The organism is Marinomonas sp. (genome assembly GCF_039940335.1).
In the GTDB taxonomy this organism is placed as follows: Bacteria; Pseudomonadota; Gammaproteobacteria; order Pseudomonadales; family Marinomonadaceae; genus Marinomonas.
In genome coordinates, this window is sequence record NZ_JBDVGW010000007.1 from 53696 (window position 1) to 80511 (window position 26816).

22 protein-coding genes and 4 tRNA genes are annotated in these 26816 nt (G+C 45.9%); 5 read left to right on the forward strand and 21 right to left on the reverse strand.

The window, feature by feature from the left end; genetic code table 11:
• Positions 1–22: 22 nt before the first annotated feature.
• From fusA to ABJF92_RS05145, 20 genes are all read right to left on the reverse strand, one after another.
• The gene (gene fusA / locus ABJF92_RS05050) at positions 23–2116 is read right to left on the reverse strand and encodes an elongation factor G (RefSeq protein WP_446814741.1); all 2094 of its coding nucleotides are present in this window, start codon (positions 2114–2116) and stop codon (positions 23–25) included.
• 21 nt (positions 2117–2137) lie between these two features.
• A complete protein-coding gene (rpsG, locus tag ABJF92_RS05055) occupies positions 2138–2611 on the reverse strand; it encodes a 30S ribosomal protein S7 (protein ID WP_445977685.1) in 474 nt (157 codons plus the stop codon).
• A gap of 99 nt (positions 2612–2710) precedes the next feature.
• A complete protein-coding gene (rpsL, locus tag ABJF92_RS05060) occupies positions 2711–3082 on the reverse strand; it encodes a 30S ribosomal protein S12 (RefSeq protein ID WP_036163109.1) in 372 nt (123 codons plus the stop codon).
• 137 nt (positions 3083–3219) lie between these two features.
• On the reverse strand, positions 3220–7422 hold the full coding sequence (rpoC, locus tag ABJF92_RS05065; protein WP_446814742.1) for a DNA-directed RNA polymerase subunit beta': 4203 nt from the start codon (positions 7420–7422) through the stop codon (positions 3220–3222).
• A gap of 65 nt (positions 7423–7487) precedes the next feature.
• A complete protein-coding gene (gene rpoB / locus ABJF92_RS05070; protein WP_446814743.1) occupies positions 7488–11588 on the reverse strand; it encodes a DNA-directed RNA polymerase subunit beta in 4101 nt (1366 codons plus the stop codon).
• Positions 11589–11771: 183 nt separating this feature from the next.
• A complete protein-coding gene (gene rplL / locus ABJF92_RS05075) occupies positions 11772–12143 on the reverse strand; it encodes a 50S ribosomal protein L7/L12 (RefSeq protein ID WP_446814744.1) in 372 nt (123 codons plus the stop codon).
• Positions 12144–12221: 78 nt separating this feature from the next.
• A complete protein-coding gene (gene rplJ / locus ABJF92_RS05080) occupies positions 12222–12722 on the reverse strand; it encodes a 50S ribosomal protein L10 (protein ID WP_445977689.1) in 501 nt (166 codons plus the stop codon).
• Positions 12723–12945: 223 nt separating this feature from the next.
• The gene (gene rplA / locus ABJF92_RS05085; protein ID WP_446814745.1) at positions 12946–13641 is read right to left on the reverse strand and encodes a 50S ribosomal protein L1; all 696 of its coding nucleotides are present in this window, start codon (positions 13639–13641) and stop codon (positions 12946–12948) included.
• Positions 13641–14075, reverse strand: a complete 435-nt coding sequence (rplK, locus tag ABJF92_RS05090) for a 50S ribosomal protein L11 (protein ID WP_317005406.1) — start codon at positions 14073–14075, stop codon at positions 13641–13643. Before rplK ends, rplA begins: the two co-directional genes overlap by 1 nt.
• A 50-nt stretch (positions 14076–14125) precedes the next feature.
• Complete coding sequence (nusG, locus tag ABJF92_RS05095; RefSeq protein WP_446814746.1) at positions 14126–14659, reverse strand: transcription termination/antitermination protein NusG; 534 nt, start codon at positions 14657–14659, stop codon at positions 14126–14128.
• A gap of 9 nt (positions 14660–14668) precedes the next feature.
• The gene (secE, locus tag ABJF92_RS05100) at positions 14669–15037 is read right to left on the reverse strand and encodes a preprotein translocase subunit SecE (protein WP_446814747.1); all 369 of its coding nucleotides are present in this window, start codon (positions 15035–15037) and stop codon (positions 14669–14671) included.
• Positions 15038–15077: 40 nt separating this feature from the next.
• Positions 15078–15153, reverse strand: a tRNA-Trp gene (locus tag ABJF92_RS05105).
• Between the two features lie 116 nt (positions 15154–15269).
• Positions 15270–15345: transfer RNA gene (locus ABJF92_RS05110), tRNA-Thr, on the reverse strand.
• Positions 15346–15348: 3 nt separating this feature from the next.
• Positions 15349–15423, reverse strand: a tRNA-Gly gene (locus tag ABJF92_RS05115).
• Between the two features lie 3 nt (positions 15424–15426).
• A tRNA-Tyr gene (locus ABJF92_RS05120) sits at positions 15427–15510 on the reverse strand.
• Positions 15511–15585: 75 nt separating this feature from the next.
• Positions 15586–16299 (reverse strand): SPOR domain-containing protein, encoded by a 714-nt coding sequence (locus tag ABJF92_RS05125; protein ID WP_446814748.1) that lies wholly within the window; start codon positions 16297–16299, stop codon positions 15586–15588.
• On the reverse strand, positions 16296–17027 hold the full coding sequence (locus ABJF92_RS05130; RefSeq protein ID WP_446814749.1) for a type III pantothenate kinase: 732 nt from the start codon (positions 17025–17027) through the stop codon (positions 16296–16298). The genes ABJF92_RS05125 and ABJF92_RS05130 overlap by 4 nt, the downstream gene beginning before the upstream one ends.
• Complete coding sequence (locus tag ABJF92_RS05135; protein ID WP_446814750.1) at positions 17020–17973, reverse strand: biotin--[acetyl-CoA-carboxylase] ligase; 954 nt, start codon at positions 17971–17973, stop codon at positions 17020–17022. The genes ABJF92_RS05130 and ABJF92_RS05135 overlap by 8 nt, the downstream gene beginning before the upstream one ends.
• Before the next feature lie 15 nt (positions 17974–17988).
• A complete protein-coding gene (locus ABJF92_RS05140) occupies positions 17989–18882 on the reverse strand; it encodes a phytanoyl-CoA dioxygenase family protein (protein ID WP_446814751.1) in 894 nt (297 codons plus the stop codon).
• A 4-nt stretch (positions 18883–18886) separates the two neighbouring features.
• Positions 18887–20080 carry an alpha/beta hydrolase gene (locus ABJF92_RS05145; protein WP_446814752.1) on the reverse strand — a complete coding sequence of 398 codons (1194 nt, stop codon included), beginning with the start codon at positions 20078–20080 and terminating at the stop codon, positions 18887–18889.
• A gap of 108 nt (positions 20081–20188) precedes the next feature.
• On the opposite strand from ABJF92_RS05145, the gene ABJF92_RS05150 reads away from it, so the two are divergent.
• The 4 genes from ABJF92_RS05150 to ABJF92_RS05165 all read left to right on the forward strand — a co-directional run bounded on the left by ABJF92_RS05150 (position 20189) and on the right by ABJF92_RS05165 (position 24544).
• Positions 20189–20617 (forward strand): GNAT family N-acetyltransferase, encoded by a 429-nt coding sequence (locus ABJF92_RS05150; RefSeq protein ID WP_446814753.1) that lies wholly within the window; start codon positions 20189–20191, stop codon positions 20615–20617.
• A 130-nt stretch (positions 20618–20747) separates the two neighbouring features.
• Positions 20748–22085 (forward strand): GH1 family beta-glucosidase, encoded by a 1338-nt coding sequence (locus tag ABJF92_RS05155; protein WP_446814754.1) that lies wholly within the window; start codon positions 20748–20750, stop codon positions 22083–22085.
• Between the two features lie 151 nt (positions 22086–22236).
• Positions 22237–23484: a uracil-xanthine permease family protein gene (locus ABJF92_RS05160; protein WP_446814755.1), complete on the forward strand. Its 1248-nt coding sequence runs from the start codon at positions 22237–22239 to the stop codon at positions 23482–23484.
• Positions 23485–23653: 169 nt separating this feature from the next.
• Positions 23654–24544, forward strand: a complete 891-nt coding sequence (locus ABJF92_RS05165) for an EamA family transporter (protein ID WP_446814756.1) — start codon at positions 23654–23656, stop codon at positions 24542–24544.
• A 13-nt stretch (positions 24545–24557) separates the two neighbouring features.
• Here ABJF92_RS05165 and ABJF92_RS05170 read toward each other — a convergent pair whose 3' ends face one another.
• Positions 24558–25913 (reverse strand): MATE family efflux transporter, encoded by a 1356-nt coding sequence (locus ABJF92_RS05170; RefSeq protein WP_446814757.1) that lies wholly within the window; start codon positions 25911–25913, stop codon positions 24558–24560.
• Positions 25914–25929: 16 nt separating this feature from the next.
• On the opposite strand from ABJF92_RS05170, the gene ABJF92_RS05175 reads away from it, so the two are divergent.
• Positions 25930–26211: a hypothetical protein gene (locus tag ABJF92_RS05175; RefSeq protein ID WP_446814758.1), complete on the forward strand. Its 282-nt coding sequence runs from the start codon at positions 25930–25932 to the stop codon at positions 26209–26211.
• Positions 26212–26816 lie beyond the last annotated feature (605 nt).

A 26816-nucleotide genomic window follows, 5' to 3' on the forward strand; every position in this document is an offset into this window, starting at 1 on the left:
TAAGAATTAGTAAGTATGATGATTAATCTTCATTTTTGATGATCGCGTCTGCCACACTAGCCGGTGCTTCAGCGTATTTCTCAAACTCCATTGCATAACTTGCACGCCCTTGCGACAAACTACGCACGTCAGTTGCATAACCGAACATCTCCCCGAGAGGCACTTCAGCACGGATTATCTTCCCTGACGGGGAATCGTCCATCCCCTGAACAAGCCCACGACGACGATTCAAGTCACCCATCACGTCACCCATGTACTCCTCAGGAGTTACAACTTCCACTTTCATTATCGGCTCAAGGACACAAGGATCTGCATCCAATGCGCCTTTTCTCAAACCTTGAGAAGCAGCAATTTTAAAGGCCATTTCGTTAGAGTCAACATCATGGTAAGAACCATCAAACAATACGACCTTAGCACCCAACAATGGATAGCCTGCGACCACACCGTTTTTCATTTGCTCTGAAATGCCCTTCTCTATTGCAGGGATGTATTCTTTTGGAATCGCACCCCCAACAATCTCGTTGACAAACTCAAGCCCTTCTTTATCAGTTGGGATTAACTTCATCACGACGTGACCGTATTGACCACGACCACCAGATTGACGCGCAAATTTGTGATTAATCTCCACTTCTTTGCGAATTTTTTCTCGGTAGGATACTTGCGGCTTACCAATGTTCGCCTCAACCTTGAACTCACGACGCATACGGTCGACAAGTATATCAAGGTGTAATTCACCCATACCTGAGATAATAGTTTGACCTGTCTCTTCATGTGTTTCAACACGGAAAGACGGATCTTCTTGCGCCAGTTTACCCAACGCAACACCCATTTTTTCTTGATCCGCTTGAGACCTAGGCTCAACCGCAACAGAAATAACAGGCTCAGGAAATTCCATTCGCTCAAGCACAACAATATCTTTCATGTCACAAAGCGTATCGCCGGTGGTAACAAACTTCATACCAACGGTTGCGGCTATATCACCCGCCAACACTTCTTTGATCTCTTCACGATTATTTGCGTGCATTTGAACCATGCGACCAATGCGCTCACGCTTCTGCTTAACAGAGTTGTATACAGCATCACCAGACTTCAAAGTTCCTGAGTACACACGAATGAACGTTAATGTACCCACAAATGGGTCTGTTGCAATTTTAAACGCCAATGCAGAGAACGGAGCCTCATCGTCAGCAGTTCGAGTTACAACGGTTTCACCATCTTCGAGCGTACCTTCAATCGCTTTAACTTCAAGCGGTGAAGGCATGTATTCAACTACCGCATCAAGAACAGCTTGCACACCTTTGTTTTTAAAGGCAGAACCACAGGTTACCAATACAACTTCATTGGCTAACGTGCGAATGCGCAAACCACGCTTAATGTCTTCAACAGATAAGTCACCTTCTTCAAGATACTTATCCATTAATTCTTCGTCGGCCTCTGCTGCCGCCTCAACCATTTGCTCACGCCATTCGTTTGCGTCATCAACAAGATCCGCAGGAATGTCTTCCAAAGAGAAAGTCATGCCTTGATCTTCTTCATTCCACATAACTGCTTTCATCAATACCAAGTCAACAACACCGCGGAAATCTTCCTCAGTGCCAATGTTGATTTGAATTGGGACAGCGTTTGCGTTTAAGCGATCCTTCAACTGTTCGACCACCGAATAAAAGTTCGCGCCAGTACGGTCCATCTTATTGACGAACACCATACGCGGCACTTCATATTTATTCGCTTGACGCCAGACAGTTTCAGTTTGTGGCTGAACACCAGAGGAACCACAGAGCACAACGACTGCACCATCCAAAACACGCAATGAACGCTCAACCTCAATGGTGAAGTCCACGTGTCCAGGTGTATCAATAATATTAATACGGTGTTGGTCAAATTGCTGACTCATACCACTCCAGAAACAAGTTGTTGCTGCTGAAGTTATGGTAATACCGCGTTCTTGCTCCTGTTCCATCCAATCCATGGTAGCTGCACCATCGTGCACCTCACCAATTTTATGAGATAGACCAGTATAAAAAAGAACACGCTCAGTCGTCGTCGTTTTACCTGCATCAACGTGTGCACAAATACCGATGTTACGGTAGCGGTTGATAGGTGTTTTACGTGCCACTGTGTATATTGCTCCGAACGATTAGAAACGGTAGTGAGAGAAAGCTTTGTTGGCTTCAGCCATGCGATGAACGTCTTCACGCTTCTTAACCGCAGAACCTTTGTTCTCAGCCGCATCAAGGATCTCACCTGCTAGACGTAGAGCCATGGATTTTTCACCACGCTTACGAGAAGACTCTACCAACCAACGCATAGACAAAGCTACACGACGTGCTGGACGTACTTCTACAGGGACTTGATAAGTTGCACCACCTACACGGCGAGATTTAACCTCTACCATAGGCTGGATAGACTCTAGGGCTTTTTCGAAGATACCCATTGGCTCTTCGGTTTTAGCGCGTTCTGCAACAGTGTTAAGTGCATTGTAAACAATGCTTTCTGCTACAGATTTCTTGCCACTAACCATTACATGGTTGATGAATTTAGCAAGAAGTTGGCTTCCGTGTTTAGGATCCGGAAGGACTTCACGCTTAGCGACGACGCGTCTTCTAGGCATATCTATATCCTCTTCAGGTTCGCCCGAGACAATAATATTACTGCTCGGCCTTACTGTATTAAAAAATTGTGTCTAAACGATGAATTAAGAAGCGGTTGCTTACTTAGGACGTTTAGTACCGTACTTAGAACGGCCTTGCTTACGATTTTGTACGCCTGAAGTATCCAAGCTACCACGTACTGTGTGATAACGAACACCCGGTAGATCTTTTACACGACCGCCACGAATCAGCACTACGCTGTGTTCTTGTAGGTTGTGACCTTCACCACCGATGTAGGAAGTTACTTCAAAGCCGTTAGTCAAGCGAACACGACATACTTTACGCAAAGCCGAGTTAGGCTTTTTAGGTGTAGTAGTATATACGCGTGTGCAGACACCGCGGCGTTGCGGACAAGCTTGTAACGCAGGAACGTCACTCTTTACCACTTTACGTTTACGTGGTTTACGAACCAACTGGTTAACGGTTGCCATTAGACAAACTCCACAGATCCAATTCTCATGGCGGAAATCGCCAAAATTTAGGAGGCGCAAGTTTAATTTGCGCCTATAAAACAGTCAATAGGGAGGTGACCAAAAAATCACCTCCCTAGTCATTTAACAGCAAATAATTAGTCTTTCAGTGCAGCACTTAGTGCTTCTTCTACTTCTGAAGCACTGACTGTTGAAATTCCATCCTTTGCTGCTTGCGCAAGTTCTTTCTTCTTCTTGCGCTCGCTGTGGTAAGCCAAACCTGTACCAGCTGGTATCAAGCGACCGACTACAACGTTTTCTTTTAGGCCACGTAGATGATCTTTCTTACCTGTTACCGCACCTTCTGTTAAGACTCGAGTTGTCTCTTGGAAGGACGCAGCAGAGATGAAAGACTCTGTTGCCAAAGAAGCTTTCGTGATACCTAGAAGAACACGCTCATACTTAGCAGTGAATTTACCCTCTGCTTCTGCTTTTTCATTCGCATCCAGTACTTGCGTAAGCTCTACTTGGTCACCTTGGATAAGATCTGTATCACCAGACTCACCAACATCTACCTTACGTAGCATTTGGTTAACAATAACTTCAATGTGCTTATCGTTAATCACAACACCCTGTAGACGGTAAACTTCCTGCACTTCGTTAGTGATGTAGTCAGCTAAAGCCTCTACACCTTTTAGACGCAAGATATCATGAGGGCTTAGCGGGCCGTCGGCGATGATCTCACCTTTTTCCACTTCTTCACCATCAAAGATGTTGATTTGACGCCATTTCGGAATCAAAGTCTCGATTGGATCGCTGCCATCTTGTGGAGAGATAACCAAACGGATCTTACCTTTTGTTTCTTTACCAAAGCTAACCACACCTGTTGCCTCTGCCATAACAGCAGGATCTTTTGGACGGCGCGCTTCAAATAGGTCGGCCACTCGTGGCAGACCACCGGTGATATCCTTGTTACCCTGAGATTCCTGAGGAATACGAGCCAAGACTTCACCAGATTTAACCGTTGCACCGTGATCCAAGCTCAACAATGCTTTTTCTGGCAGCATGTATTGAACCGGTGAATCCGTACCAGGAATCAAGACAGGGTTACCCTCTGCATCAACTACGGCAATCATTGGGCGTAAATCTTTACCCGCAGACGGACGGTCTTTAATTTCAAGTACTTCGATGGTGGTCAAGCCTGTCATTTCGTCAGATTGACGACGAATAGTAACATTTTCTTCCATGCCGCTAAATTCTAGGCGACCTTCCATTTCAGATACGATTGGGTGTGTATGTGGATCCCAGTTAGCAACGACTTGACCTGCAGCCACTTCATCACCATCACGAACACTTAACACAGCACCGTAAGGTAGCTTGTAACGCTCTTTCTCACGACCCGCCTCATCAGCAATTGCCAATTCAGAAGAACGAGATGCCACAACCAAATGACCCGTATCACGTTCGATACTCTTCATTTTGTGGAAACGTACAGTACCGGCACTCTTAACTTGCACACTGTCTACTGCAGACGCTCGAGACGCTGCACCACCAATGTGGAAGGTACGCATGGTTAACTGTGTACCAGGCTCACCGATAGACTGAGCGGCAACAACACCAATCGCTTCACCGATGTTAACTTGATGGCCACGAGCCAGATCACGTCCGTAACACTTAGCACACACACCATGGCGCGTGTCACAAGTAATAACAGAGCGGATAATCATTTCGTCAATACCCGCTGCTTCAATAGTACGAACGTCTTGCTCGTCAATCAAAGTACCAGCTGGCAATACGTCGTTGCCTTTCGCATCAACTACGTCTTGAGCGATTACACGACCCAATACACGATGACCGAGAGGTACAACTACGTCGCCACCTTCAATCATGGCATTAACTGTGATGCCGCTTGTGGAGCCACAATCGATTTCAGTAATAACCAAATCTTGTGCTACGTCTACAAGACGACGAGTCAAGTAACCAGAGTTCGCCGTTTTCAATGCGGTATCAGCAAGACCCTTACGCGCACCGTGAGTCGAGGTAAAGTACTGCAATACAGACAAACCTTCACGGAAGTTCGCAGTGATCGGTGTTTCGATGATGGAACCGTCTGGTTTCGCCATCAAACCACGCATACCACCCAACTGACGCATCTGAGCAACACTACCACGGGCACCAGAGTCAGCCATCATGTAAACTGAGTTAAACGATTGTTGATCAACCGTCTCACCTGCTTTGTTTACAGTGGTTTCTTTTGCCAAGTTTTGCATCATAGCTTCTGTTACGGTTTCGTTCGTACGAGACCATAAATCGATTACCTTGTTGTACTTCTCGCCTTGCGTCACAAGACCATCAGCGTATTGGTATTCGATCTCTTTAACTTCTGCTTCGGCTTGCGCGATGATGCCAGCTTTCTCTGGTGGAATAACAAAGTCATCTACACCAACAGACGTACCAGACGCTGTCGCGTATTGGAAACCTGTGTACATCAACTGATCTGCAAAGATACAGCTCTCTTTCAAGCCAACTTTACGGTAACACTCATTGATCAAGTTCGAGATTGCCTTCTTCTTCATAGGCTGGTTTACCACCGCAAACGGTAGGCCATCAGGAACAATATCAAACAATAATGCGCGACCAACAGTGGTATCAGCAATGAAAGTAGAAGGTACTTTTTCGCCTTCTAGCGTTGTATCAACTTGGTTAATACGAACTTTTACTTTGGCATGCAATTCAACTTGTTTTGCACCATATGCACGGTGTACTTCTTTGATGTCAGAAAACGCCATGCCTTCACCTTTGGCATTGATTTTCTCACGAGTCATGTAGTACAGACCCAATACAACGTCCTGAGAAGGAACGATAATTGGCTCACCGTTAGCAGGTGATAAGATGTTGTTCGTAGACATCATCAAGGTGCGCGCTTCTAGCTGCGCCTCAAGAGTCAATGGAACGTGAACCGCCATTTGGTCACCATCGAAGTCAGCGTTATAAGCCGCACACACTAGTGGGTGCAACTGGATCGCTTTACCTTCGATCAGCATAGGTTCAAACGCTTGGATACCCAAACGGTGAAGTGTTGGTGCACGGTTCAACATCACTGGATGTTCGCGGATAACCTCATCAAGGATATCCCACACTTCAGGTGTTTCACGCTCAACCATTTTCTTCGCTGCTTTGATCGTCGTCGCCATGCCACGAAGTTCTAGCTTAGAGAAAATGAATGGCTTGAACAGCTCAAGTGCCATTTTCTTAGGAAGACCACACTGGTGCAAACGCAGTGAAGGACCTACCGTGATAACAGAACGACCAGAGTAGTCTACACGCTTACCTAGCAAGTTCTGACGGAAACGACCTTGCTTACCTTTGATCATATCTGCCAAAGATTTCAAAGGACGTTTGTTAGAACCGGTAATTGCACGACCACGACGTCCATTATCAAGCAACGCATCAACAGACTCTTGCAACATACGCTTTTCGTTACGCACGATGATGTCTGGAGCAGAAAGCTCAAGTAGGCGCTTTAGACGGTTGTTACGGTTGATCACACGACGGTAAAGGTCGTTCAAATCAGACGTTGCAAAACGGCCACCTTCTAGAGGTACTAATGGACGAAGATCTGGCGGTAGAACCGGCAGTACTTCAAGTACCATCCACTCAGGGTTGTTACCAGAATGGTAGAAAGCTTCAACAAGCTTAAGACGCTTAGAAAGCTTCTTAATGCGAGTTTCAGAATTCGTGCTGTTTAGCTCTTCACGCATTCTGTTGATTTCTTCAGGCATGTCTAAATCGCGCAACAACATTTGTACCGCTTCTGCACCCATGCGGGCGTCAAATTCGTCACCGAATTCTTCTAGCGCTTCAAAGTATTGCTCGTCATTTAGCAACTGGCCTTTATCAAGCGTTGTCATGCCTGGATCGATCACGATGAAAGATTCAAAGTACAGTACACGCTCAATATCACGTAGTGTCATATCTAGGATAAGACCGATACGAGATGGAAGAGATTTTAAGAACCAAATGTGAGCCACTGGCGATGCAAGCTCAATGTGTCCCATGCGTTCACGACGCACTTTAGACAGAGCCACTTCAACGCCACACTTCTCACAAATAACACCGCGGTGTTTCAAACGTTTGTATTTACCACACAAACATTCGTAGTCCTTAATAGGACCAAAGATTTTTGCACAGAACAAACCGTCACGTTCTGGTTTGAACGTACGGTAGTTGATGGTCTCAGGCTTTTTAACTTCACCGTAAGACCATGAACGAATCATATCTGGTGATGCCAAGCCAATGCGGATCGCATCAAACTCGTCAGATTGTCCCTGTGATTTTAGAAGACCTAATAAGTCTTTCATGGATATTCGCCCCACTCATAAGGCTGGGGAGCTTTGCTCCCCAGCAGGTCAAATGTGATTCGTGCTTATTCGTTTTCCAACTCGATATCGATACCAAGAGATCGGATCTCTTTAACCAATACGTTGAAGGACTCAGGCATGCCCGGTTCCATACGGTGATCGCCATCGACGATGTTTTTATACATCTTCGTACGGCCATTCACGTCATCGGACTTAACAGTCAACATTTCTTGTAGCGTGTAAGCGGCACCGTATGCTTCTAGTGCCCATACCTCCATCTCACCGAAACGCTGACCACCGAATTGCGCTTTACCACCCAACGGCTGTTGAGTAACCAAGCTGTATGAACCTGTAGAACGTGCGTGCATTTTGTCGTCAACCAAGTGGTTCAACTTAAGCATGTACATGTAACCTACCGTTACAGGACGCTCAAAGGCTTCACCAGTTCGGCCGTTAAACAAACGAACCTGACCACTTGCATTCAATCCAGCCAGACGCAACATGCGTTTGATCTCAGACTCTTTCGCACCATCAAAGGCACCAGATGCCATTGGTACACCACCTTTAAGGTTGGCAGCCAATGTCAGAATTTCTTCGTCTGTGAAGCTAGCTAGATCTTCCGTACGCGCACACTGTAGCTCGCCTTCGTAGCCATTGTAGATTTCATCTAGGAAACTACGTAGCTCAGCAACGGCTTCAGCTTTTTCGCGTTCAACGGCTAGCATCTCATTGATCTTGCGTCCCAACCCTTTAGAGGCAGCACCCAAGTGAGTTTCTAGTACCTGACCTACGTTCATACGCGATGGAACACCAAGCGGGTTCAACACGATATCAACTGGGTCACCGTTTTCATCGTACGGCATATCTTCTACAGGCATAATCTTAGAGATTACACCCTTGTTACCATGACGGCCGGCCATTTTATCACCAGGCTGGATACGACGCTTGATCGCCACATAAACCTTAACGATTTTCAACACACCAGGTGCTAGATCATCGCCAGTTTGCAGTTTACGTTTCTTATCTTCGAATTTCGCATCAAGCTCTTTACGGCGCTCAACCAAAGCGGCTTGAGCTTTTTCAAGCTGCTCACTCGCTTCTTCATTGGCAACACGAATCTTAAACCACTCAGGGTGATCCAAGTTCCCTAGGTATTCTTCGGTAATGATCGCATTGCGAGCCAAACTTGGTCCGCCTTCTGCTTGTTGACCCACTAACGCTTCAGCAAGGCGCTCGAAGGTAGCTTTCTCAACAATACGGAACTCTTCGTTCAAGTCTTTACGAACTTGATCAAGCTGCGTTTTTTCGATGTGCTTAGCACGCTCATCTTTCTCAATACCGTCACGAGTAAACACCTGTACGTCAATAACAGTACCACGAGTACCCGTTTTAACGCGTTGTGATGTATCTTTCACATCAGATGCTTTCTCACCAAAGATAGCTCGCAAAAGCTTCTCTTCAGGCGTAAGTTGTGTTTCACCTTTAGGGGTTACTTTACCTACTAGAATATCACCAGGCTCAACTTCCGCACCGATATAAACGATACCGGATTGATCAAGCTTAGAAAGTGCGCCTTCGCCCACGTTCGGGATATCCGCAGTAATTTCTTCTGGCCCAAGCTTAGTATCACGCGCCACACAAGTAAGTTCTTGAATGTGGATAGACGTGAAACGGTCTTCCTCAACAACACGCTCAGATACTAGGATCGAGTCTTCGAAGTTGAAACCATTCCAAGGCATGAAAGCAATACGCATGTTTTGACCAAGAGCCAAGTCACCCATGTCGACAGAAGGACCGTCAGCCATGATGTCACCTGAAGCAACTTTTTCACCCTTCATCACCAAAGTACGCTGATTGATACAGGTATTTTGGTTAGAACGAACGTATTTTGTCAGGCTGTAGATATCTACACCCGCTTCACCAGCCATAGTTTCTTCAGAGTTCACACGAACAACGATACGGCTTGCGTCAACAGACTCAATTACACCGCCACGTTTCGCAACGATACAAACACCAGAGTCTTTTGCGACATTGCGCTCCATACCCGTACCTACTACTGGCTTATCAGCCTTAAGCGTTGGTACTGCTTGACGTTGCATGTTCGAACCCATCAAGGCACGGTTGGCGTCATCGTGTTCTAGGAACGGAATCAAAGAAGCCGCTACCGACACAACCTGACGAGGCGACACATCCATTAGGTTTACTTTTTCTTTCGGGATCAAAGTGGTTTCGTGCATATGACGCACCTGAACCAATTCGTCTACCAAGCGACCTTCTGCATCAACATTTGCTGACGCTTGTGCAATAACGTATTTCGCTTCGTCAATCGCAGAGATGTAAACCGTTTCGTCGGTCATCTTGCCATCAACAATTTTACGGTATGGCGTTTCTAAGAAACCGTAGCTGTTAGTGCGTGCGTAAGTAGACAAAGAGTTGATCAAACCGATGTTTGGTCCTTCCGGTGTCTCGATCGGACATACACGACCATAGTGAGTCGCGTGTACGTCACGCACCTCAAAGCCAGCACGCTCACGAGTCAAACCACCAGGCCCCAATGCAGAAACACGACGTTTGTGCGTAACTTCTGACAACGGGTTGTTTTGGTCCATGAACTGAGACAATTGGCTAGAACCAAAGAATTCTTTGATTGCTGCCGCTACCGGCTTAGCATTCAATAGATCTTGTGGCATTAGGCCATCCGCTTCTGCCATAGACAGACGTTCTTTCACCGCACGCTCAACACGTACTAGGCCAACGCGGAATTGGTTTTCAGCCATTTCACCAACAGAACGAACACGACGGTTACCCAAGTGATCGATGTCATCTACCATGCCGTTACCATTACGAATATCCAGTAATGTTTTCAGTACAGCTACGATGTCATCGTTATCCAGGATGCCGCTACCGGTATCTTCTTCACGACCTAGACGACGGTTGAATTTCATTCGACCTACGCCAGAAAGATCGTAACGATCTTCAGAGAAGAACAAGCCTTGGAATAAGCCTTCCGCAGATTCTTTGGTTGGTGGCTCACCAGGACGCATCATGCGGTAAATTTCTACCAATGCTTCCAACTGGTTGTTCGTTGGATCGATGCGCAATGTGTCAGAAATGAATGGACCATTATCTAAATCATTAGTGTATAGCGTATCTACTTCTGTGATACCTGAAGAAACCAAGGCTTCTAGAAGGTCAACAGACAGTTCAGTATTCGCTTCAGCAATCAACTCGCCCGTCGCAGGGTGAGTCAAGTTTTTCGCTGTCACTTTGCCAAGCATGTACTCTAGTGGTACGGATAAGCGCTCAAGACCCGCCTTTTCCATAACACGAATGTGCTTAGCTGTAATACGACGACCTTCCTCGACGATCAGCTCACCATTTGCATCGGCAATATCAAACAATGCAGTCTCGCCACGGAGACGGTTAGCGATCAAGTCCATTTCGAAACCATCACGACTCATGTAGAAACGTGTTGTATCGAAGAAAGTTTCTAGAATTTCTTCAGTTCCATAACCCAAGGCGCGCAACAAAATTGTCGCAGGCAGCTTACGACGACGGTCAATACGAACAAAGACGCAATCTTTTGGATCAAACTCGAAGTCCAACCATGAACCACGGTAAGGAATTACGCGAGCAGAATGGAGCAATTTACCTGAAGAGTGAGTTTTACCACGGTCATGGTCAAAAAACACACCAGGAGAACGGTGTAACTGAGAAACGATTACACGCTCTGTTCCGTTAATTACAAAGGTACCGTTTTCGGTCATGAGTGGAATTTCACCCATGTAAACTTCTTGCTCACGGATGTCTTTGATGGCCTTATTCGAAGACTCTTTATCATAGATAATTAGTCGAACTCGAACACGCAAAGGTGCCGCGTAGGTTACACCACGCAATTGACACTCTTTTACATCAAATACTGGCTTACCTAAACGGTAATCGACATATTCAAGCGCCGCGTTGCCAGAAAAGCTAACCATTGGAAAGACAGATTTAAAGGCCCCATGCAGACCTAATTCCCCACGCTCTGCAAGAGATTTACCTTCTTGCAAGAAATTACGGTAGGATTCAAGCTGAATTGCCAGTAAGTATGGCACATCCAAAACGGGCGGCAGTTTACCGAAATCCTTACGGATACGTTTTTTCTCAGTGTATGAGTAAGCCATCAACATTCCCCAGCTTGTGCACATTGACGCAAAAGGCCCAAATCAGGCCTTACCATTATGGGAGCATAATCTCCCATTTGAAAAAATCTTTTTTATCTGAGTTTCAGAAACCCAAAAAGGCCGGTGACAATATTGTCACCAGCCATTTCGACTATAGGCCGAAATCTGGAAATACAAGTATCATTACTTGATTTCGACAGATGCACCAGCTTCTTCAAGAGCCGCTTTAAGTGCTTCAGCGTCTTCTTTAGAAACGCCTTCTTTAACAGTCGCTGGAGCGCCGTCAACCATTGCTTTAGCTTCTTTCAAGCCTAGGCCAGTTGCTGCACGTACAGCTTTGATTGCGTTAACTTTCTTATCGCCTGCAGCAGTAAGAACAACGTCAAATTCTGTTTGTTCTTCAGCGGCTGCGCCAGCGTCGCCAGCAGGACCAGCTGCTACAGCTGCTGCTGCAGATACGCCAAATTTTTCTTCCATTGCTGAAATTAGTTCAACAACGTCCATCACAGACATTTCTGCTACTGCATTGATGATATCTTCTTTAGTTAGAGCCATGACTCAGATTCCTAGCATTTTCAAATTGCCCGAGGGCAATAAAATAAATATTTTTCATCAAAAAGGGAGTAATTAAAATTACGCCGCTTCTTGCTCTTTTTGATCGCGAACCGCTGCAAGAGTACGTACAAACTTGCTTGTTGCGCCCTGAATAACACTCATCAGTTTCGCAATAGCTTCTTCGTATGTAGGCAGTGTTGCCAAACGATCAATGTCGCCTGCTGGGATCAACTCACCGTTGAACGCCAACGCTTTTACTTCAAACTTGTCGTTCTCTTTCGCAAAAGATTTCAACAAACGAGCCGCCGCACCTGGGTGTTCGTTTGAGAAAGCGATTAGCGTAGGGCCAACAAAGCTATCTTGTAAGCATTCGAAGTCAGTGCCTTCAACTGCACGGCGAGCCAATGTATTACGTACTACACGTACATAAACACCTGCTTCACGCGCTTCTTTACGAAGTGCAGTCATGCTGCCCACGGTAACACCGCGGGAATCAGCTACTACTGCAGACAACGCAGTTTTGGCAGCTTCGCTAACTTCGGCGACAATGGCTTTTTTGTCTTCTAGACCTAATGCCACTGGTTTTCTCCTGGATTAGCAGGGAATAAATTCCCCTATTTTTTACCAACTCTCCGATTACTCGAAGTACTTGCTGGTGAGTTAGATCCAGTAATCTGAATCGGGCCACACCATCTGCGCAGGACAAACATTTATCAACGTTTAATTAAACCGTTAGATTCCTGCGGTCTTTGACGGCCTGCTAATCACTTAAAAAATGAACGCAGACCCCAAAGCTCTTGATTTAGAAGCTTAACGCACCTAAATCAATTTGTAGACCAGGTCCCATTGTAGAAGACAAGGTCACTTTTTTCATGTAGACACCTTTTGATGAAGCAGGCTTAGCACGACGCAAGTCAGCCAATAGCGCTTCAAGGTTGCCTTTGATAGATTCAGCCGTAAATTCAATAGAACCTACACCAGCATGAATAATACCATTTTTATCTGTACGGTAACGAGCTTGACCTGCTTTAGCGTTCTTAACCGCTGTTGCAACATCAGGCGTTACTGTGCCAACTTTAGGGTTAGGCATTAGGCCACGAGGACCAAGCACCTGACCTAGTTGACCAACGATGCGCATCGCGTCTGGAGAAGCGATAACAACGTCGAAATCTAGGTTGCCAGCTTTAACTTGTTCAGCCAAATCTTCAAAACCAACAACATCTGCGCCAGCTTCTTTCGCCGCTTCAGCATTAGCACCTTGTGCAAATACAGCAACGCGAACATCTTTACCAGCACCATTAGGCAAAACAGTAGAACCACGAACAGCCTGATCAGACTTACGAGGGTCAACGCCTAGGTTAACAGATACATCGATAGATTCTTTAAACTTAACAGTAGAAAGCTCAGACAAAAGAGCAACAGCCTCTTCAACAGAGTACAACTTAGTTGCTTCTACTTTTTCTGCGATCAAGCGAGCGCGTTTAGTTAGCTTAGCCATTAGTTCACACCCTCAACTTCAAGACCCATAGCGCGTGCGCTACCAGCGATTGTACGAACCGCTGCATCCATATCAGCTGCTGTTAAGTCAGCTTTCTTAGCTTCAACAATCTCTTCTAGCTGTGCACGAGTAACCGTACCAACTTTCTGAGTGTTTGGACGAGGAGAACCACTCTTAAGGCCAGCTGCTTTTTTCAGCAGAACAGACGCAGGAGTAGATTTCGTTTCGAATGTAAAGCTACGGTCACTGTAAACAGTGATGATAACCGGTGTAGGAAGACCTGGCTCAACACCTTGAGTTTTGGCGTTGAATGCTTTACAGAATTCCATGATGTTCACACCATGTTGACCCAATGCTGGACCTACTGGTGGACTTGGGTTCGCTTGACCCGCTTTAACTTGTAGCTTGATATAAGCTTGGACTTTCTTAGCCATTTTTTTAACTCCAGATGGGTCACTGCCCGAAGGCTACCCGTTCAACAATATCAGGCTTTTTCAACCTGACTAAATTCCAAATCAACCGGTGTAGAGCGCCCAAATATAAGCACCGCCACCTTGATTCGGCTTTTATCGTAATCCACTTCCTCAACCACACCATTAAAGTCAGCAAACGGCCCTTCGTTAACACGAACAACCTCACCCACCTCAAACAATGTTTTCGGACGCGGTTTATCTACACCATCATTAACACGCTGTAGAATGGCATCAGCCTCACGACTGGTAATTGGGGAAGGCTTATCAGCCGTACCACCTATAAAACCAAGCACACGAGACGTACCTTTAACCAAATGCCAAGAGTCATCATTCATATCCATTTGAACCAATACATAACCTGGATAGAACTTTCTTTCGCTCTTGCGCTTCTTGCCATCTCGAATTTCAACGATTTCTTCCGTTGGAACCAAGATGTCACCAAAATTATCTTCCTGCCCCATAACCTGCACTCGCTCTATAAGCGAACGCATTACGTGCTTTTCGTACCCTGAGTACGCCTGTACTACATACCATCGTTTGGTCACGAGCAACTCCTAACTAATTACCGAGGAAACGACCCAACCAAGGAACGAATCCACTCCCCACAGTACTAGAGACATAAAAAGAACAACCGCTAATACAATCAAGGTTGTTTGCACTGTCTCTTGCCTAGTTGGCCACACTACTCTGCGAATTTCAGTTTTTGCTTCTTTTGCTAAAGTAAAAAAAGCCTTCCCTTTCGCAGTCTGTAACGCAACAAAACCAGCAACACCAGCCAACACCAAAACTGCAATCAAACGATACAATAGTGACTCAGTAGAATAATAGTTGTTACCAATCACACCTACTGCAACTAATAATACAACAATCGCCCACTTAAATACGTCCCCGCGAGACGCTTGAGCTTCAGTATTCGAACTCATACTTCAGGTGATCCCTAACTAAGAAATAGGATACGAAAGATGGCAGGCCAAGAGGGACTCGAACCCCCAACAGCCGGTTTTGGAAACCGGTGCTCTACCAATTGAACTATTGGCCTACATTCGTATGGGCGGAGGATGATACCCAAAGACGCTAAGTTTAGCAAGGGTATCTGCCCAAAAAACAGACAATAAAAAAGGCGGACAATCCACCTATCTTTTGCAATGAAATTACTGGAGCTCATGAGCAGATTTGAACTGCCGACCTCACCCTTACCAAGGGTGTGCTCTACCAACTGAGCTACATGAGCAACTGGAGCGGGTAGCGGGAATCGAACCCGCCTCTTCAGCTTGGAAGGCTGAGGTAATAGCCACTATACCATACCCGCAAATGGTGGAGGGAGGTGGATTCGAACCACCGAAACTTTCGTGGCAGATTTACAATCTGCTCCCTTTGGCCACTCGGGAACCCCTCCACAATACTCATTGCTTATTCGCAACACCCCAAAAGGTGGGAGACATTATATGAATCGTTTTTTTAATTGCAAGTACTAGCAAGGGTTTTTTTCTAATTTTATCATCATCTTGGCAAGATCTAACCGAGATATGAGTTCTTGCCATTGGCTTTCCGTAACAGGCGCCTCCACATCGATGTTTGACAAGGCAACCGTACGCATATGTTCAAAAATATCCACGCTATAACCGGAAGCTTTTTGAATGCGATCGCGCGCTTGATTGGCCCGCTCTTGCGATGAATATAAGCCCAATGAAATACGATTTTTCATTTCCTCACGATTAATAATAAAACTGTCTATAGATTTAGCCGCCAAAGTCTTGACAATATTCGTTGCCATGGCAGGCGTTTCTGGGGCAGCAATATACAACCAATATTTAGCCCGCTTGCCTGTCACCTCTTGAATCTGATAATTCCAGCCTACCTCTTTTAGTTGCGCAACGACCTGATCACGCTCAGCCGCTCTTTCTACTTCAATACGAGGGCAAAGCAGATTTTCCGTAGGCCGGGTATCATTTGCTAACACTGTGTCCAACGCTTGCTGTACCGACTCAACAGGTGTTTCACCATTACCAGCCGAGGCTTGGATGTTACTGACGACAGGAACTTGTTCCGAAATTAAACGGATGGTTTCCCCTACTGGCGGCTCATACATGGGTTGCTCTTTGCTCACCACAACGTCTTGTGTGAAGCTATCCCAACTGAAAAAGGCGGCATTCAACAATACAATCGCCACAAATAACCATTTCATTTTTGACCTCTTATTTGCTCGTCACCCACCAGCTTAGCCCCTAACGCCACTAAATATGGTTGTTTGATTACAGATATTCCCAGTTTTGCCATCAGCACTTCTCCGTCACCGCCGGTCACTACCCACTGATAATCTGCGTAGTCGTTATGTATACGGCCTAAGAAACCTAACACCATTTCATAACAACCCTCAGCGACCGCTCGTGCCGTCGAGTTAGGTAAGCCGTTGCCCGTCACCACCTCTTCTGCCACATAGCGCACTTTTGCAGTTTGCGTTAACAAGGATTGTTCCATCAGGGCCAAACCAGGTGTAATGTAGCCGCCAAGGTGTTCACCAGCAGTGCTCACTACATCCACTTTAATTGCCGTTCCCGCATCCACAACGACAAGATTACCGCCTATGTGATGATGAGCTGCAATAACCGTTAACCAGCGGTCCACTCCTAAACGGGCCGGTTCATCGTAGGCATTTTTTACACCACATGCTTGAGCTTGGCTGTATAACAACTGTAAGGCTGTCGCTGGAAAACACGCTTGCAGTGTGTTCACGATATCGTTCGTTGCAGATTCCGAGCGCACGCTGGCGACATAAATCGCGGCCGGTCGTTGTGTGCTATAGAAGATTTTCAGAGCCTCTTCGTCTCTATATTGCCAAACTACTTTAGAATCATAAAAGAGCGTATATTTAATCGAGGTATTACCAGCGTCTACAACTAAAATTCTATCCACGACGAACACTTATCTCCCCACCATGAAGCGCCACAATCTCACCGTTTTCCTCCATTAGCAAAGCACCTTTTTCATCAATGCCCCGAGCAACACCATGACGAGTTTGATGAACAGATGTCACAGTAATATTTTGGTTATACAAGACATCATGGGCTTGCCACTGGTTTTGATACAACTTCATCCCGTGACCTGTTTCGAACGCCTGACAAACCACCACTAACTCTTGGGCCAATTCCGCCAAAATGTGATTGCGACTTGGACGCTGGGGTAAGCGCGATGTTAAATCCGTCCAAGGCTGATCCACTTGCGCCATGGTTTTATCGTCCATTTCCACATTCATGCCAATGCCAATAATGACATGACAAACATCTTGATCAGCAACCATTTCGAGCAGAATGCCACACAGCTTTTTTCCGTCTACCTGTACATCGTTCGGCCACTTTAACCCAGGATTAGGTACGCCGATTTTTTTGAGCACGCGGGCAACCGCGACCCCAACCGCCAGACTCAACCCCTCTATCACGCTAGGACCACTTTCAAAGCGCCAGACAAATGACATCATGAGATTTTTCGCCAGACCGCCTTCCCATTGACGGCCACGTCGACCTTTGCCTTGTGTCTGGCGTTCGGTGGCCAAGAGTACGGGCAAAGGGCGATTCATCGCAATGTATTGCTTCGCATCCTTGTTGGTGGATTCGGTGTCAAATTTCAGCTGAAGCGCTACGGCCTCAGGCACACCATATTCCGCTAGCGTCGAGTTAGACAGTAGCTCAAGTGGTGCCGGCAAACGGTAACCTCGGCCTTTCACAGAATGAACGGCCAAACCCATGGTTTCTAATTTCTTCAGTTGTTTCCAAACTGCCGCACGAGTGATACCTAGGGCTTCGCCTAATTCTTCCCCAGAGTGAAATTTACTATCACTCAGCAAAGCTAAAATAGCCTGCATTAACGCACTCCATTGTTAGATATTTGTAGGCGCCGCAAAGGGCACAAGATGTTGTTTATCACTTAACTGCAGCCAATTTTCCTGAGGATAATGGCAGGCTTGATCGACGGCATGAACGGCATAAGCATGACGAGATTGTGAAGATCGATTAGCATAACTCAAATGAGGAAACTCACCATTCAATATTACCAAAGACCCTTTGGGCACAGGCAAAGCCACCAGCTCATTATTATCCCACTGATACTCTTTTATCGTCACCATCTTGGTTTCAATGGCATCTGGCGCACAACGCTCAAAACGTTTCAGCAAACCAATTTTATGACCGCCCGGTATGCCCCACAAACACCCATTCTCTAATGTGGCATCTTCGATCGCAAACCATAAACCAATCACACTCATAGGTTGAGTATAAAGGAAGGTACTGTCCTGATGACAATTCACTTCGCCACCAATACTTGGTTGCTTAAAAATATACATAGATTGCACTGCAGCCGGTTGCGCCATGCCTAACTGCTGCAAAATCCCAGACCAGACCGTATCTAATGAAAAAGCTTTAAATAGTGCATCTTGGCTGTGTAAACCATGACCTACTTTGTTGATAGATAACTCTAGAGACTGACGCAGCTCACCTTGAGCATCAAACGCTTCTTCTTCAAAAAAGAACGACACCTTATCCGCTGAGTCCATAAAGTATTGATCTGTATGTCGCACCTGTTCATTGGTGGTAAAGACAGATCGCACTGTGGCAGGGTCAAAGCTTTCTAATAAATCTCCCATATGAGACTTAAGAGCGTCACATGTTTTCGCCGGCAGCAAAGATTCAATAACCAAATAGCCTTGCTGATGATATTGCTCGATCTGATCTGTTGTGAGCTGTATAGATGGCATTCGCAAAGTGTCTGTTGTCATCGCCTTATTCCTCATTTACTGGCTGTACTGCTAGGTCGGCATTTTCCTGTACAAAAAAGCTAATTTGTTGCATCAAGGCATCAAAATGTGGATTCCATGAGACTCTGGCCGCATGAGGGCTTTTTGCTAATAAAGCCTCTGAGCGTTCACCAAACCAGTGATCCTCTTGCGTACGACATGCCTGATACAAGTCTTCGTCTGCCATGTGCCAAGAACACACTCGGTAACTACCCTGCTCGCCGTAATAATCGTTATTTGGATTGCCAAGCACTCCCATGTGAGAGAGACCTAAAATATGTTGTTCTGACCAATCACTATTATAAACTTTAACCCGATCTGTGTTGGCATTCATTTGCATCACGCTGTACAACAGCATCTGACTATTTTGACCAATCATACCATTCTTAAACACCTGCTGAGTAACCTCAGAATCCACGGTTTGATCCTCTTCAGATAAAACAATAAATACGGGTAGTGTGCTTGGTTGCTCAAGCACCTGCGCCCTCACTTCCTTGGCTAATTTATAAACTTGAGCAATGGCAGGCACAGGAATAGAGGCATACTTAGCGAAATCGTCATCAGTGTATTGATCAAGCCAATCTATGAACGGCGCTAACCAAGGAGACAACCAATCGATTGCGCTGTTTATCTTAAAAGCAGGGGCAAACAGGATCACGCCATTAACATTCTTTGGATGATTCCAAGCATAGTCGGTTGCCAAAGCGCCACCGGTAGAAAAGCCGCCTACATATAGTGCATCGAGCTGTGTCGAAAACTGCTCAGCGGCGTTATAAAAGCTTTCTCGCCATTGCTCTCTAGAGACATCAAGTAAGTCTTCCGCGCGGGTACCGTGACCATCCAATAATATAACTCGTACTTGATAACAGGCCGCTTGTAAGGCTTGGGCCGAGTCGCGCATAGAAAAAGGGGAGTCGGACAGACCATGGGAGAGTAGTACACCAATTTTAGGGCGCCCTGCACACAATTGTTCGTTGGGCATTAGCTCAAATGGCGAGACAGCGGCAAGTTCTCGCTGCCATTGGGAGCCATCAAGCCACATTTTATTTGCTTTAAGGTCTGCTTGAGTTCGCGCGATATAATCCTCAAAGCTTTCCCCAACAAGAACACCCGCCCAAGACGAACCACTTATAACGAGCAGTAAAGCACTCCAACAAACACCTTTCCGATTCAGTTTCATACATTCACCTTGGGGATTTCCCGCTCCGCGCTTTCGATACCTACTATAGTAGCGCGCTATGCTATGATTCGGTATCTCATCCATTCATCTATGAGCAAATGCACCATCATGACATACCCTTGCCCGGAGCCTGTTGCCTCACTTTGGTTCCCATTAGTTAAAAAGTTCTACCAAGCACATTACCCAAGCGGCAAGCCCAATAAAGCTGAGCCCATCTGGGTGATTCGTCAGCAAGGAAAGATACTTTGTGCCGTGCGCTTAAAGCCCTTTCCTGAAAACCAGCTACTCACAGCCATGGTGACAGCACCGGAACAACGCCAACAAGGCCTTGGTACTCACCTTCTACAAGGCATACAACAACAACTAACACAAACACCTACCTATTGTTTCGCATTTACCCACCTTGTTGCCTTTTATGAACGCAATCAATTTACTGAAATCCTCCCGGAAGAACTGCCCGACACTTTACAGGAACGCTTCCTCACTTATCGCCGCCAAGGTAGGAAAATCACACCTATGCGATATAAAAGCTCTTAAAAATCACTTAAATTCTCTTAACTCTCTGAATTTACCTAAGCGTCATTGACCTCTTTCTGTGTCCTCCATTACCTTTAGCCTCAGCTAGTTTTCCAACACACAAACAGAATAAATAGAAATGGGGCCTAAGATGTCAATCAAGCTACCTGCCAATTCAAAAATGCTCGCGCCAGACTTTACTTTTGGCGTCGCTACAGCGGCCTTCCAGATTGAAGGCGCCAACACTGCTGACAATCGCCTACCCTGTATTTGGGATATCTTTTGTGCCACCCCAGGCAAAGTCATTAATGGCGATGACGGCTCCATGGCCTGTGACCACTACCACCTTTGGCAACAAGACATAGAACTCATCAAAGAGTTAGGCGTGGATGCTTATCGCCTTTCTATTGCTTGGCCTCGTGTGATGAATGAGCAAGGTGAAGCTAACCAAGCCGGTCTCGACTTCTACCGCAACCTACTCACCAAACTCAAAGAAGAAGGCATTAAAGTTTTTGTCACGCTTTACCACTGGGATCTACCTCAACACCTAGAGGATAAGGGCGGCTGGTTAAACCGTGAGACAGCTTACCTATTCAAAGAGTATGCAGACCTTGTGACTCGTGAATTAGCGGAATGGGTAGACAGCTGGGCAACCTTTAACGAACCTTTCTGTGCCGCCATTCTAGGCTACGAACTCGGCATCCATGCACCAGGCTTAAGCAAGCCTGAGTACGGACGCCAAGCCGCTCACCACATTTTGCTTGCCCATGGCTTGGCGTTACCTGTAATTCGCCAAAATGCTCCTAAGGCGCAAGTGGGCATTGTTATCAATATGAACCGTTCCTACGCAGCGAGTGCTAAGTCAGAAGATGAGTTTGCTTGCTTGATCCGAGAAACCTTGGACAACCAGTTTTTCATCGAGCCACTTATGAAGGGTCAATACCCTAAACTGCTGGCCAATGTTGCCCCACAATATCTGCCACAAGTCTTACCAGGAGATATGGAGATCATCAGCCAACCTATCGACTTTCTTGGCATGAATTTCTACACCTGTAACCATAATGCTTATGATGCAGAAAATTTATTTAAAGATGTGAAAAATAGCCTGCCGGTCGAATACACTGATATCGGCTGGGAAATCGCACCTCACGCCTTTGAAGAGCTGCTGATTAATTTAAACAAACAATACGATTTGCCACCTATCTTTATTACCGAAAATGGTGCTGCCTGTGACGATCACCTAGTATCAGGGCAAGTAGATGATGATCAACGCGTGCGCTATCTAAACAGCCATATTAATGCGGTCAACAACGCCATAGAAGCAGGTGTAGACATTCGTGGCTATTTTGCTTGGAGTTTAATGGATAACTTTGAATGGGCAGAAGGCTACAACAAGCGCTTTGGCTTAGTTTATGTGGACTATGAAACCCAACAAAGAACCATAAAACGCAGTGGCTACGCTTACCAAACCTTCCTCAGCGAGCGTTAAAACCCTTAGTAAACCAACTCGGTACAGAGTTCCTGTATTGAGTTGGTTTTACTTAATCAGACCCCTTTCCTTTTATTTTCTAGCAAGCATAGCGCCTCAAGCGTTAACTGGATAAAATTACCTAAATTCAATCCCTTGCAAAGGAAATACAATGAAAAATGCCGTGTTAGGTGTACAAATGCTATTTGTTGCATTTGGTGCACTTGTACTTGTTCCGCTCCTTACTGGTCTTGACCCTAACGTCGCCCTCTTCGGTGCAGGAATGGGGACCTTACTTTTTCAAATCATTACCCGACGTACCGTTCCTATTTTCCTTGCTTCCTCTTTCGCCTTTATTGCGCCAATCATTTACGGCGTACAAACTTGGGGGATTCCCGCCACCATGGGCGGCTTGATGGTCGCAGGTTTAGTGTATGTTTTGCTCGGTGCTTTCATTAAGATCAAAGGCGCTAACTTTATTCAAACCTTGCTACCTCCTGTCGTGATCGGTCCTATCATTATGGTCATCGGCCTAGGATTAGCCCCCGTAGCCGTAAACATGGCGCTGGGTAAAACTGGTGATGGCTCTGTCCAGCTATTTGATGCCGATATCGCGATTTGGATTGGTCTTGCCTCTCTGTTAACAACCGCCCTAATCAGTGTTTTCGCCAAAGGCATTATGAAGTTGCTACCTGTATTTGGCGGCATAGTCGTGGGCTACGTACTCAGCCTATTCGCAGGGATTGTTAGCTTCGATGCGGTTTATCAAGCGGCATGGTTTGCCGTTCCCAACTTTACTGCGCCTGAATTTAATATCAGCGCCATTCTCTTTATGATTCCTGTGGCGATTGCGCCCGCGGTAGAGCACGTAGGTGACATTCTCTCTATCTCCAACGTCACTGGGAAAAACTACCTGAAAAAGCCCGGCCTACATCGCACCATTGCAGGTGACGGTATTGCTACCATGGGGGCGGCAATGTTTGGTGCGCCACCTAATACCACCTACAGCGAAGTGACTGGCGCCGTGATGCTGACCAAAGCCTTTAATCCAGTGATCATGACTTGGGCGGCAGTTGCGGCCATCGTACTAGCTTGGGTGGGTAAACTGGGTGCCCTACTACAAACCATTCCATTACCGGTGATGGGCGGCATTATGATTTTGTTGTTTGGCTCTATCGCTGCGGTGGGCTTAAACACACTTATTAAGCATCAAGTAGACCTACACAAATCACGTAATCTGATCATTGTCGGTGTCACCCTCGTGTTTGGTATTGGTGGTATGGCTTTTGGTATTGGCGAATTCAGTCTACAAGGAATTAGCCTTTGCGGTATTGTCGCTATTCTATTGAACTTGATCTTGCCCCAGGATATTGGTGATAACCATATCGTCGACAAAACGCAAATTGATCAAGATAACTAAGCCTTATTACACAGCTAAATAATAGGCTGTCTGTATAATAAGGTTTATTCACTTTTATGGCCTTTGGTGATCTCATCTAAAGGCCATATTTTTACCACAGTTAGAGCATAGGAAAACATCTGCAAAGGGCGTAAAGTACGCCCATCAAGGATTAGACAAGGCCTCTCTCATGACCCCTAAACATATGCTTCTCGGCTTAGCCATTATTTTTGTCTGGGGCTTTAATTTCGTAGTGATAAAGTGGGGGTTAGATGATTTAACGCCTATGATGCTAGGCGGTTTACGGTTCCTAGTCATCGCCGTTATCGGCTCGCTCTTTTTCTCAAGGCCAAAGACCCCCTTAAAGTGGATCATTGCCTACGCCCTTGCCTTAAATTTTGGTCAATTTGCATTTTTGTTTACTGGCATGATGTTCGGTATGCCTGCTGGATTGGCCTCACTTGTACTGCAATCACAAGTGATCTTTACACTGATTTTCGCCGTCTTTCTTCTTAAAGAAATCGTTAGGCCTTACCAGATTCTAGCCATCGGCATCGCCGCAAGTGGTTTGTCAGTAATTGGCTTTGCAGATAGCAACACAACGCTTACCATACTGGGTTTTGCCTTAACATTGGCTGCTGCATCAAGCTGGGCTCTGGGCAATATCATCACCAAAGCCATTATCCAAAAAGGCTACGATGCGAACATCAACCTCATTATATGGTCTTGCTGGATACCTCCTATTCTCTTCTTCATCTGCGCTTACTTCATCGATGGTAGCCATGTCATGTGGGAAAACTTAATTGGCATTGATTGGAAGACACTTGCCACCTTGGCATACCTGTCCTTGTTTGCCACCCTAGGAGGCTATGGCCTATGGAGCTTCTTAATGGCTCGCTACCCTGCTGGCACCGTCGCCCCTTTAACCCTTGGTGTACCCGTAGTGGGCATCAGCTCTTCTGCTTTGTTGCTCGATGAGCAAATTAGCCAAGCCCAATGGGCCGGGATAGCTTTGGTTTTACTAGGCTTAATACTGAACACCTTTGGCAGTCGTTGGATCAACGCCATCACCAAACGCTAGAGTGTATGGGGAGTTAGTAAAGCAAAGACTTCATCTTATCTTCATCAAACTCTTTTAAAGATTTTCGGGCCAGATGCCTGAAGGGTAGTGCTTTCACAATCTCTTCAAAAGGCTGTACGGCAAACGCCCAAAAAATCGACACATCCCAATAGAGTATCAAGGCGGCACACAAAGGAATGGACACCAACCACTGACCAGTGAAATTGATTTTAAACACCGCCGTCGTTTTACCTAACGCCCTCAGAACATGACCATGCACCGTGTTATAGCCACGCACCATAGGTAAAAATATATACAAGGGCGCAATAGCCGCAAGAGCGATATAAGTGTCGGCCTCTAAACTAGAGTAAAAGTAGGGTAAACAGAAACTCAGCACCGCAAATAAGCCTCCACAGGCGATCGATACCGCCACCGCGACATCAATGCTCTTGTTCACGCACTGGGGCAAATCCTTAAGGTTTCTTGAACCTATCAGCTGACTGATGCTAATCGCCGTCGCATGAGCCCAAGCGGTAATAAACTGACTACCCCCACGCAACCAAGGCATGATGATAATAATCGCCGCATAAGCGTTAAGGCTCAATTGTGAATACAGTAGCTGATAAACACTGATACCAATCTGAAGAATCGTAATATTTGCGGCAACCGGAAAGATCTCAAAACTATGCTGTTTCATATTCATGAAAAAAGCTCGAAGATTTGTCTTCAAGGACAGCTTCATAGTGCCTTTAAAGCGCACATACCAAGCCAAGTACAAAGTGCGCAGCACAATCGCCAAAACACTTCCTAATGCCGCCCCTGCAACCCCCATACCCTGAAAAGAAAGCACCCCGGAGATTAAGCAATACGAAAATAGCGTATTAAGCGGCATCTCAAGTAAATAGCCATGTAACGGCACCTTACTCTGACCTTGGCTATTCAATAGCGCCGTCATGACCTGCGTTAGCGCGGTAAAAGGCACAAGATACTTGGCCCATGCGAGATAGCTGAGAGTTTGCGTTAGCAGCTCATCCCCCTGAACTAAACGAGCAACAAGCGCCTCATCAAACAAACACAACAACAGCCAAAAAAATACAGACACAGTACAATTAATCGCCAAACCAGCCCAAAAGCCTATGGCAACAGAGGAACTAGAACCTGACCCCACGGCACGGCTTAAAATCAACTGAGTACCATTGGCTAGAGCCATATGAACACCCAACATAAACACCAAGACCGCCGCAGAAATACCCATCGCCGCCAAAGGTGCCTCACCTAAAGGCGACACCAAGAAGGTATCGATCATTAGCATCGACTGCATAAGCAAACCGTTTAAAGCCAACGGCCAAGCAATTAAAATATTTTTTCTGAGGAAAGACTGAGATGACATAATCCGTTACATATATTTGTATGATGAATTAGAAATATTACCACGCGGTTCGAGGGAAATCATAAAACAGCCAAAAACAGAATTGATCAATGGCGATCAGAACGAAAACTCGCTGAAAAACTTACGTTATCTTCAAAAGGTTTTCCGCGTCAGCCTGAAGGCGGACCTACGGTTTGTTATCAGTATAAGTCAGGCTGGTTTTGTAGGTTCGGCTTTAGCCGAAGGCGGAATTGATGACAATCAAGCGCAATCATGCAATTCAAAGATTAACCCAAACATCATCGGTAAGCGTGGCTAATGAAAAATATGCTTTATTTTCAAAATGATTTCCGCGTCAGCCTGAAGGCGGACCTACGGTTGATCATCAGTATATGTGAAGCTTATCTTGTAGGTTCGGCTTTAGCCGAAGGCGGAGTTGATGGTAGTCCAGTGTAATCATGCAATTCAAAGATTAACTCAAACATCATCGGTAAGCGTGGTTCCTGTGGAACCATTTCCGCATAAATGCGAACCTACGATTAGTTATCAGCATTTATTGGATGTTTTGCTTTGAATTTGGGAGGGTTGTGGATTTGCATTTACGCTGACGCGTCGAGGCACGAGACAGGCGCAAGTAAATGGAAGACCACAACCTGCGTTGTACCATGGCTCAGAGCGAAAATTCACTAGAAAAAGCACTCAAGAGGTTTTCCGCGTCCCGCTAAAGCGGTACCTACTTTGGTATGACTGAAACGAAAAAACCCTGATAGCAACTAAGCTATCAGGGTTTCTCTTAATTTAAAGCTTGACGACAACCTACTCTCGCATGCGTGTCTGCAATAAAAAACCCCACACAGCGTTGGCTATGTGGGGTTCTCGTATAATTAAGCTTGACGACGACCTACTCTCACATGGGATCCCCCA

Bases quoted from the DNA above. Each gene is read 5' to 3' on its own strand.
- rpsG (WP_445977685.1), bottom strand. From the start codon at position 2,611: ATGCCTAGAAGACGCGTCGTCGCTAAGCGTGAAGTCCTTCCGGATCCT.
- rpsL (WP_036163109.1), bottom strand. From the start codon at position 3,082: ATGGCAACCGTTAACCAGTTGGTTCGTAAACCACGTAAACGTAAAGTG.
- rpoC (WP_446814742.1), bottom strand. From the start codon at position 7,422: ATGAAAGACTTATTAGGTCTTCTAAAATCACAGGGACAATCTGACGAG.
- rpoB (WP_446814743.1), bottom strand. From the start codon at position 11,588: ATGGCTTACTCATACACTGAGAAAAAACGTATCCGTAAGGATTTCGGT.
- rplL (WP_446814744.1), bottom strand. From the start codon at position 12,143: ATGGCTCTAACTAAAGAAGATATCATCAATGCAGTAGCAGAAATGTCT.
- rplA (WP_446814745.1), bottom strand. From the start codon at position 13,641: ATGGCTAAGCTAACTAAACGCGCTCGCTTGATCGCAGAAAAAGTAGAA.
- rplK (WP_317005406.1), bottom strand. From the start codon at position 14,075: ATGGCTAAGAAAGTCCAAGCTTATATCAAGCTACAAGTTAAAGCGGGT.
- secE (WP_446814747.1), bottom strand. From the start codon at position 15,037: ATGAGTTCGAATACTGAAGCTCAAGCGTCTCGCGGGGACGTATTTAAG.
- ABJF92_RS05125 (WP_446814748.1), bottom strand. From the start codon at position 16,299: ATGAAATGGTTATTTGTGGCGATTGTATTGTTGAATGCCGCCTTTTTC.
- ABJF92_RS05135 (WP_446814750.1), bottom strand. From the start codon at position 17,973: ATGCAGGCTATTTTAGCTTTGCTGAGTGATAGTAAATTTCACTCTGGG.
- ABJF92_RS05140 (WP_446814751.1), bottom strand. From the start codon at position 18,882: ATGACAACAGACACTTTGCGAATGCCATCTATACAGCTCACAACAGAT.
- ABJF92_RS05145 (WP_446814752.1), bottom strand. From the start codon at position 20,080: ATGAAACTGAATCGGAAAGGTGTTTGTTGGAGTGCTTTACTGCTCGTT.
- ABJF92_RS05150 (WP_446814753.1), top strand. From the start codon at position 20,189: ATGACATACCCTTGCCCGGAGCCTGTTGCCTCACTTTGGTTCCCATTA.
- ABJF92_RS05155 (WP_446814754.1), top strand. From the start codon at position 20,748: ATGTCAATCAAGCTACCTGCCAATTCAAAAATGCTCGCGCCAGACTTT.
- ABJF92_RS05160 (WP_446814755.1), top strand. From the start codon at position 22,237: ATGAAAAATGCCGTGTTAGGTGTACAAATGCTATTTGTTGCATTTGGT.
- ABJF92_RS05165 (WP_446814756.1), top strand. From the start codon at position 23,654: ATGACCCCTAAACATATGCTTCTCGGCTTAGCCATTATTTTTGTCTGG.
- ABJF92_RS05170 (WP_446814757.1), bottom strand. From the start codon at position 25,913: ATGTCATCTCAGTCTTTCCTCAGAAAAAATATTTTAATTGCTTGGCCG.